This window comes from Bacillus sp. CGMCC 1.60114 (genome assembly GCF_042676365.1).
Classification (GTDB): domain Bacteria; phylum Bacillota; class Bacilli; order Bacillales; family Bacillaceae_G; genus Bacillus_A; species Bacillus_A rhizoplanae_A.
Genome location: NZ_JBHTHG010000087.1, coordinates 1 through 5,521 on the forward strand (window position 1 = coordinate 1; position 5,521 = coordinate 5,521).

7 protein-coding genes and 1 CRISPR repeat array are annotated in these 5,521 nt (G+C 35.2%); of the genes, 4 read left to right on the forward strand and 3 right to left on the reverse strand.

Annotation, left to right across the window (positions count from 1 at the left end):
• On the reverse strand, positions 1–686 hold a 686-nt coding region (locus ACFQZ1_RS13525; protein WP_377882722.1), incomplete at its 3' end, for an IS4 family transposase.
• 159 nt (positions 687–845) lie between these two features.
• Between ACFQZ1_RS13525 and ACFQZ1_RS13530 the strand changes: the two genes are divergently transcribed.
• A complete protein-coding gene (locus tag ACFQZ1_RS13530) occupies positions 846–1,115 on the forward strand; it encodes a nuclear transport factor 2 family protein (RefSeq protein WP_377882716.1) in 270 nt (89 codons plus the stop codon).
• Positions 1,116–1,332: 217 nt separating this feature from the next.
• Here ACFQZ1_RS13530 and ACFQZ1_RS13535 read toward each other — a convergent pair whose 3' ends face one another.
• Positions 1,333–1,989: a Type 1 glutamine amidotransferase-like domain-containing protein gene (locus ACFQZ1_RS13535; protein ID WP_377882717.1), complete on the reverse strand. Its 657-nt coding sequence runs from the start codon at positions 1,987–1,989 to the stop codon at positions 1,333–1,335.
• Positions 1,990–2,245: 256 nt separating this feature from the next.
• Here ACFQZ1_RS13535 and ACFQZ1_RS13540 point away from each other — a divergent pair, with 256 nt between their 5' ends.
• Positions 2,246–2,392 carry a hypothetical protein gene (locus ACFQZ1_RS13540; RefSeq protein ID WP_377882718.1) on the forward strand — a complete coding sequence of 49 codons (147 nt, stop codon included), beginning with the start codon at positions 2,246–2,248 and terminating at the stop codon, positions 2,390–2,392.
• Positions 2,393–2,660: 268 nt separating this feature from the next.
• Here the strand turns inward: ACFQZ1_RS13540 and ACFQZ1_RS13545 are convergent, their stop codons facing one another.
• The gene (locus ACFQZ1_RS13545) at positions 2,661–3,047 is read right to left on the reverse strand and encodes a hypothetical protein (RefSeq protein ID WP_377882719.1); all 387 of its coding nucleotides are present in this window, start codon (positions 3,045–3,047) and stop codon (positions 2,661–2,663) included.
• Positions 3,048–3,542: 495 nt separating this feature from the next.
• On the opposite strand from ACFQZ1_RS13545, the gene ACFQZ1_RS13550 reads away from it, so the two are divergent.
• Together ACFQZ1_RS13550 and ACFQZ1_RS13555 are read left to right on the forward strand one after the other, a co-directional pair.
• Positions 3,543–4,385, forward strand: coding sequence for an N-acetylmuramoyl-L-alanine amidase family protein (locus tag ACFQZ1_RS13550; RefSeq protein ID WP_377882720.1), 843 nt, complete (start codon positions 3,543–3,545; stop codon positions 4,383–4,385).
• 109 nt (positions 4,386–4,494) lie between these two features.
• Entirely contained in the window at positions 4,495–4,665 is a 171-nt protein-coding gene (locus tag ACFQZ1_RS13555; RefSeq protein ID WP_377882721.1) for a CRISPR-associated endonuclease Cas2, read from the forward strand.
• A 234-nt stretch (positions 4,666–4,899) separates the two neighbouring features.
• Positions 4,900–5,381: a CRISPR direct-repeat array (repeat unit 25 nt; unit sequence GTTTTATCTGAACGTAGTGGGATAT).
• Positions 5,382–5,521: the final 140 nt, after the last annotated feature.

The following is a 5,521-nucleotide window of genomic DNA, read 5'->3' on the forward strand; positions in this document are numbered from 1 at the left end:
CTATATATTTTAGTTGGTAACTTAAGACGTGATAAATAGTATCCTTGCTTATCTTGAATAGACTTAAAGTCTTGTAAACGAAAATATCCTAAGTCACGAATATACAGTTCATTCTTTTGTGCCATTCCTGTTCGAGTCGCACTATATGCCTGATCACTTCGTTTTCCTGGTTCAATTTCCACATCAGAAAATTCTCCACTCAACAAGTCATACTCTAGTTGAATTTTCACACCAGCTTTATGACTACATCCTCCGGCACCAGGGTAAGTAGCTGCGAACCGATCTGGAACTTGGAAGGTTGTAGAATCAAGGATGCGAATCCGCTCAAAATAAGTAGAAAGAGAATGAGAAATCTTAGATACTCCTCCAATTTTAGCTTGTAGAAGTGTAGTAAATACAGTTCGAAAGAAGGCTACAGAAGCCGAATTAAATCGTCGATTAAGTCCCTCCGGACTTAATAAAACTCCTGTTGAAGTTTCTAGTTGACTACAAAGTTGAGTAAGAGAGGTAGTAGCGACTTGTTGATTTAACCATACACACAAAGATAAGAAATGGTGCCCGTGGCACTTACGTTTTCGTTTCATCCCGCCTGCTTCTATAGCTAATTGATTAAGTGTAGCAGGAGACATATATCGATATAACTCTTCGGCAAATAAAGATAATTCTTGTTTTGGGTTCATATTCATAAAAAGCACGTCACTCTTTCTCATTAACATAAGAGAATAGTAACGTGCTTTTAACTTCAAAAATAGTCTAAATCCTTAAGTTGATGGATGTGGGATCGTATCCCTGAATAAACCTATGAGGGGGAATTAACTTATAAATTTTAAAAGGTGGTTTAAAAGATGGATATTTCAGAGCTTGCGAGTAATAAAAAGGTAGTAGAGAATTTCTTCAAGGTTGTTAATCTTCGCCAACCTGAGAGATTAGTAGAGTTTATGGCTAAAGACGTAATTGATCATAATAAAATTATCTATGGCGAGGACGATAAGCCTGGTGCAGCCTTTGATGGTATAAGGCTGCAGTTAGCGGCCTTTAATCCCTTACATTTTCATATTGAGGAACTTATCGCTGAAAACTCCCGCGTAGTTGCACGAATTGTTGCTTTAAAATAAAGTTTGATCAAATTGATACTAATAACCTTGATAAATGCTCAAAGAAAAGAGCGTGTTTTGGAAAAAAGATTGATCAAAACACGCTCTAAATATTTTCAGTTGACTCATTTTTTATAAAAAAGTTTGATTATTTTTTTGTTGGTCCACAATTGTTGGTTTAAAATAGAAGCTTTGCATAAAGAAATTAATTCAGTTAAGCCATAGCCATTCACCACAACTAGAGCGTCTCATCCAATTTCTGAATCTTTGAGTGGGAAATTAAATATACATTGCCTAAAATGTCGATTTTGTCTCCCTTTACACGTACAGCGCAATCTTTGTTCGACGCATAAATATTCATTTCTTCCGATAAGGGAGACAGTTCGTCTTGAACCAACGCAATGTTATTTTCAAGATCAAAATGAGACAGGACGGAAAAATTGTCAAGGCCGATTCCGTCGTAAACAGAGCTTATTTCAACTTTATAGCCAAAGTTTTTCGAGCATAACCATTTAGCGGACATGTTGATTGCACCAGCGCTTGCCCCCATCACAACGGCTCTGCTTTTTTTAATCAAATCCGACAATTCATATTCCATCAAAAACCCATTTTGTTTAAGAGTATTTCCACCCAACAAGAAAATGACTGAAGCATTTTGAATTAAGGCTTGGGCATCTTCCTTCTGTACGCGATAATTAATTAAATGATATTCATCAAACATAATGCCGGCCTGGTCAAGCCATGAGCGTTCAGTAGCACCATCATCTTCAGAAAAAAATGGATTCGAGCTAATCATAGCAAGCGATTTTCTATCAGTTATATCCTCCTGTAACACCCTACCCAGATTCTCTGGAAAAAAATTGTTAAACCAACCTAAATAATAATGAGTTTTCATAAGTACCCCCGTAGCAAAGTGTAAATAATATTAATTTCATGCGTTACTCATTCTATTTTCTTGTCACCAACACAATACCCTCTATATGTTCCGTTTGCGGTGCCAAATGTAATGGATTATGATACAATTTTATCAAATTTTTTCCAAACGGTATAACTTTATTTTAAACGATACATCTTTTTTCCAAACGGTACGACTTTATTTCAAATCTACACGAATCACCCAAAGTGGTGTTCATAATGGGAGCCATCCTCGCATGCCAATACCGACTAATGGTAAGTTTGAGAACGAGGCAATTTACATATTTACCATAACCAATCAGAAAATTAGTGAGATTCGGGTAGTCAGCGATCGTTTAGGATTATTCCTACAACTTGGTTGGGATTGGCCTACAACCTACTAAATTCAAAGTATTGTAAAAGCGTATTTTAAAAAAAACGCCATTCTTTCGAAAGAATGACGTTTTTTTGTTTTATGGGTATTAACTTTCTCTTAGCTTGATAGTGATATGGCGGTACCCCTACAGGCAATATTTTTAGTAGTTTTAAGTAGAAATATTAGGTATATTTTATAAGATTAACCACCAAAATAATAGAATTAGAATAAGAAAACAATAAAGGAACAGACACTTGTAATAGTGTCTGTTCCTTTATTATTTTAGAGTAAAAAATTTAGTGTCCACGAACAATAAAAGTGCTAACAACCTTTCCGTTATAAGTCACTTCATATTTATTTGCCTCCGTAATTTGCATATTAAAGGACACTGGATTGTTTAAACCTTTAGTTGTCACATTTTTCGTAGTAACTAGTTGGTTGAGTTCATATTGTTTAATTGTATATGTCACGTTATTATCTCCAACTATATAAAAAGTCCCTGTTGCATAACCAGGTACATCAGACCCGTTATAGTAGTTCTTTCCAAAAATGTTCACTTTTTGGATTTTTGCATCACTAATTGCAGCTTCTGCTTTTATTGATCCTAAATCTGGTGCAGATAAAGCTGATACACCTAAAACTCCCATAAGTATTGTACTTGATAAAACAACTTTTTTTAACATAAAATCTCTCCTTTTCCTTTTATATAATTCAAACTTAATGAATTTTACTTTTTTTGTAAATACGATAAATATTTATAAAAAAATCACTGAATTTTCTTATAAAAGTAATTGAGTTTATATTATTTTTTAAGACTATTAATATTATCCCTTATAGAGATAGCATCACATGCCAATCAACTTAAGCACGCATAATGCCCCCAAATCCAAAATTCGGTACATTTTGCTCACCTTTATCGTTTTGGAGTACTTCTAAAGTCTTAAGTTGATGGCAATGTGGTGGAACCCCTACTTGTATTGCTGTTGCTTTGAAATAAAGTTTAATTAAAATATGCGAAAACAGCCTTTTTAAAAGGGATAAAAGGCTACACTACATTCACTATATTCGTTGTATTTAACAAATAAACGAGATAATATAGTAATAGGAGCAAAAGGACAAACCTACGCTGTATAAAGCGATAGGTCTGTCCTTTTTTTATTATTTAGAGGAGGGATAGAATGAAAAAAAGCTTTTTTAAACAAATAGCTACCAAGATCATATGTCTTGCCATAGTTGGCCTTATCAGCTTTTTCTCACTTGAAAGCAATGAAGTGGCTTATGCTGCTGGTAATGTAGTAGATAATATAGCAGTAGATAAAACGAATCCGAAGATAGGGGATTCCTTAAAAGTCAGCGTACGTATAGGAAGCGCATATGGTAATCTCTCAAATATATCAGAGATATATGCAAATTACATACCTGCCAATAAGCCTAAACAATCGTATCCATTAGGACTCTATTACAATTCTACAAATGGATTATACGAAGGCTACATTACAGCAGAAGAAACCAATTCTTTTGGACCAGGCAAGTGGTTAGTGGGCAGCATCGTCATTTTTGATAATCAGAATAAAAACGTTGCGATATATAATATCGGACAAACGAATACGGGAAGCAAACAGGATCTAAGTGGTGGGAATTTTACTGTGGTAGCACCGAGCGGTTGGTATAGTTTGAAAGGAATTTGGTATTATGTAGACCCTACAACAAACACACTCAAAAAAGGGTGGCTATCATATAACGGATATTGGTACTTCCTTGACCAAAATGGCGCTATGAAATCTGGTTGGCAATCTATAGATAATCATTGGTATTACCTCAACGCTCCGAGTGGGGACATGCAAGTAGGGTGGAAGCAGTTAGATGGAAAATGGTATTACCTCAATAATTCAGGGGTAATGCAAACAGGTTGGGTTTCCACTGGAGGTAAATGGTATTACTTCTATGATAGTGGTGAAATGGCTCACGATACGTATGTTAACGGATATTGGTTAGGTAGCGACGGCGCATGGGTACAATAAAATAAAATTGTTTTACATAAACAAATATATTACGTACGATGTCGGAGAAAGAAGATTCAGGAAAGTATGCAAAAAGCTAAAGGAATACTTGACATGGACGTAGAACTCTGTGTTTGAAGGAGAGTTGTCAAAAACGCAGCTTTTGAAATGTCTTGCTGAATTGGACAACATTATTACCTCTATAGAAGACTCCATTTATCTGTATGAAATAAGCAATCCACGAAATATTAAGAAGAAAGTAATCGGTATAGAGAAAAGCTTTGAGGATTTATTCCTTTAATGGGATATCTATGATATAACAAATTAAATGAGAAGAATTAGGGGAATAAATAAAATAAATTTTGCAGTGAATCACTCTTGAGTACACAATCCAGTGAGCCCTTGTGCCATAAGAGTTCTCTCCATTTTTGAAAATTGGTATGAAACAAGACTGGTGGTTCACTGCAAAAGGGTAGAAATGTGATATGATGCTTCTGTTGATATAATGTGGTTTTTGCTTTGTTTTGTGTAAGGGGTTTTATTTGAACGTAGTGGGATATAAAGCACGTGCCCGCAAACGTGTTTGCTAAGTCCGCTAGCGTTTTATCTGAACGTAGTGGGATATTAAGTTGTTATCTGTTTCCGGTGCTTGTGGCGGTGGTTCTGGGTTTTATCTGAACGTAGTGGGATATTAAGTATGTAATTGAGGAATTACAAGAATATCGCGTCCTGTTTTATCTGAACGTAGTGGGATATAAATACAGCAGCAGAAGGTAATATGTTGAAACGTGCATGGGGTTTATCTGAACCTAGTGGGATATAAAAAGAAAATTACATTACTTTAAACGTGATAAAGCGCGTGGTTTTATTTGAACGTAGCGGGATATAAAGGAGCATACACAATCTTATTTGGACTATTTAAAGGATGTTTTATCTGAATGTAGTGGGATATAAAGCAACGTTTATACACATCACTAGCAGCATAGATAATTGTTTTATCTGAACGTAGTGGGATATAAAGATTATATATCACTTATTGATGGGGTACCGCCACATGCCCATCAAGCTAAGGTTGGATTTCCCGCGAACTGCCGTTCTTGTTGCCTACATGCTTGCTATTTTGTTTATTTGTTTTTAAAAATACGCATACCAAATAA

What these genes read in the sequence shown, in the direction of transcription:
- ACFQZ1_RS13550 (WP_377882720.1), top strand. Translation starts at nt 3,543, where the DNA reads ATGAAAAAAAGCTTTTTTAAACAAATAGCTACCAAGATCATATGTCTT.
- ACFQZ1_RS13545 (WP_377882719.1), bottom strand. Translation starts at nt 3,047, where the DNA reads ATGTTAAAAAAAGTTGTTTTATCAAGTACAATACTTATGGGAGTTTTA.
- ACFQZ1_RS13540 (WP_377882718.1), top strand. Translation starts at nt 2,246, where the DNA reads ATGCCAATACCGACTAATGGTAAGTTTGAGAACGAGGCAATTTACATA.
- ACFQZ1_RS13535 (WP_377882717.1), bottom strand. Translation starts at nt 1,989, where the DNA reads ATGAAAACTCATTATTATTTAGGTTGGTTTAACAATTTTTTTCCAGAG.
- ACFQZ1_RS13530 (WP_377882716.1), top strand. Translation starts at nt 846, where the DNA reads ATGGATATTTCAGAGCTTGCGAGTAATAAAAAGGTAGTAGAGAATTTC.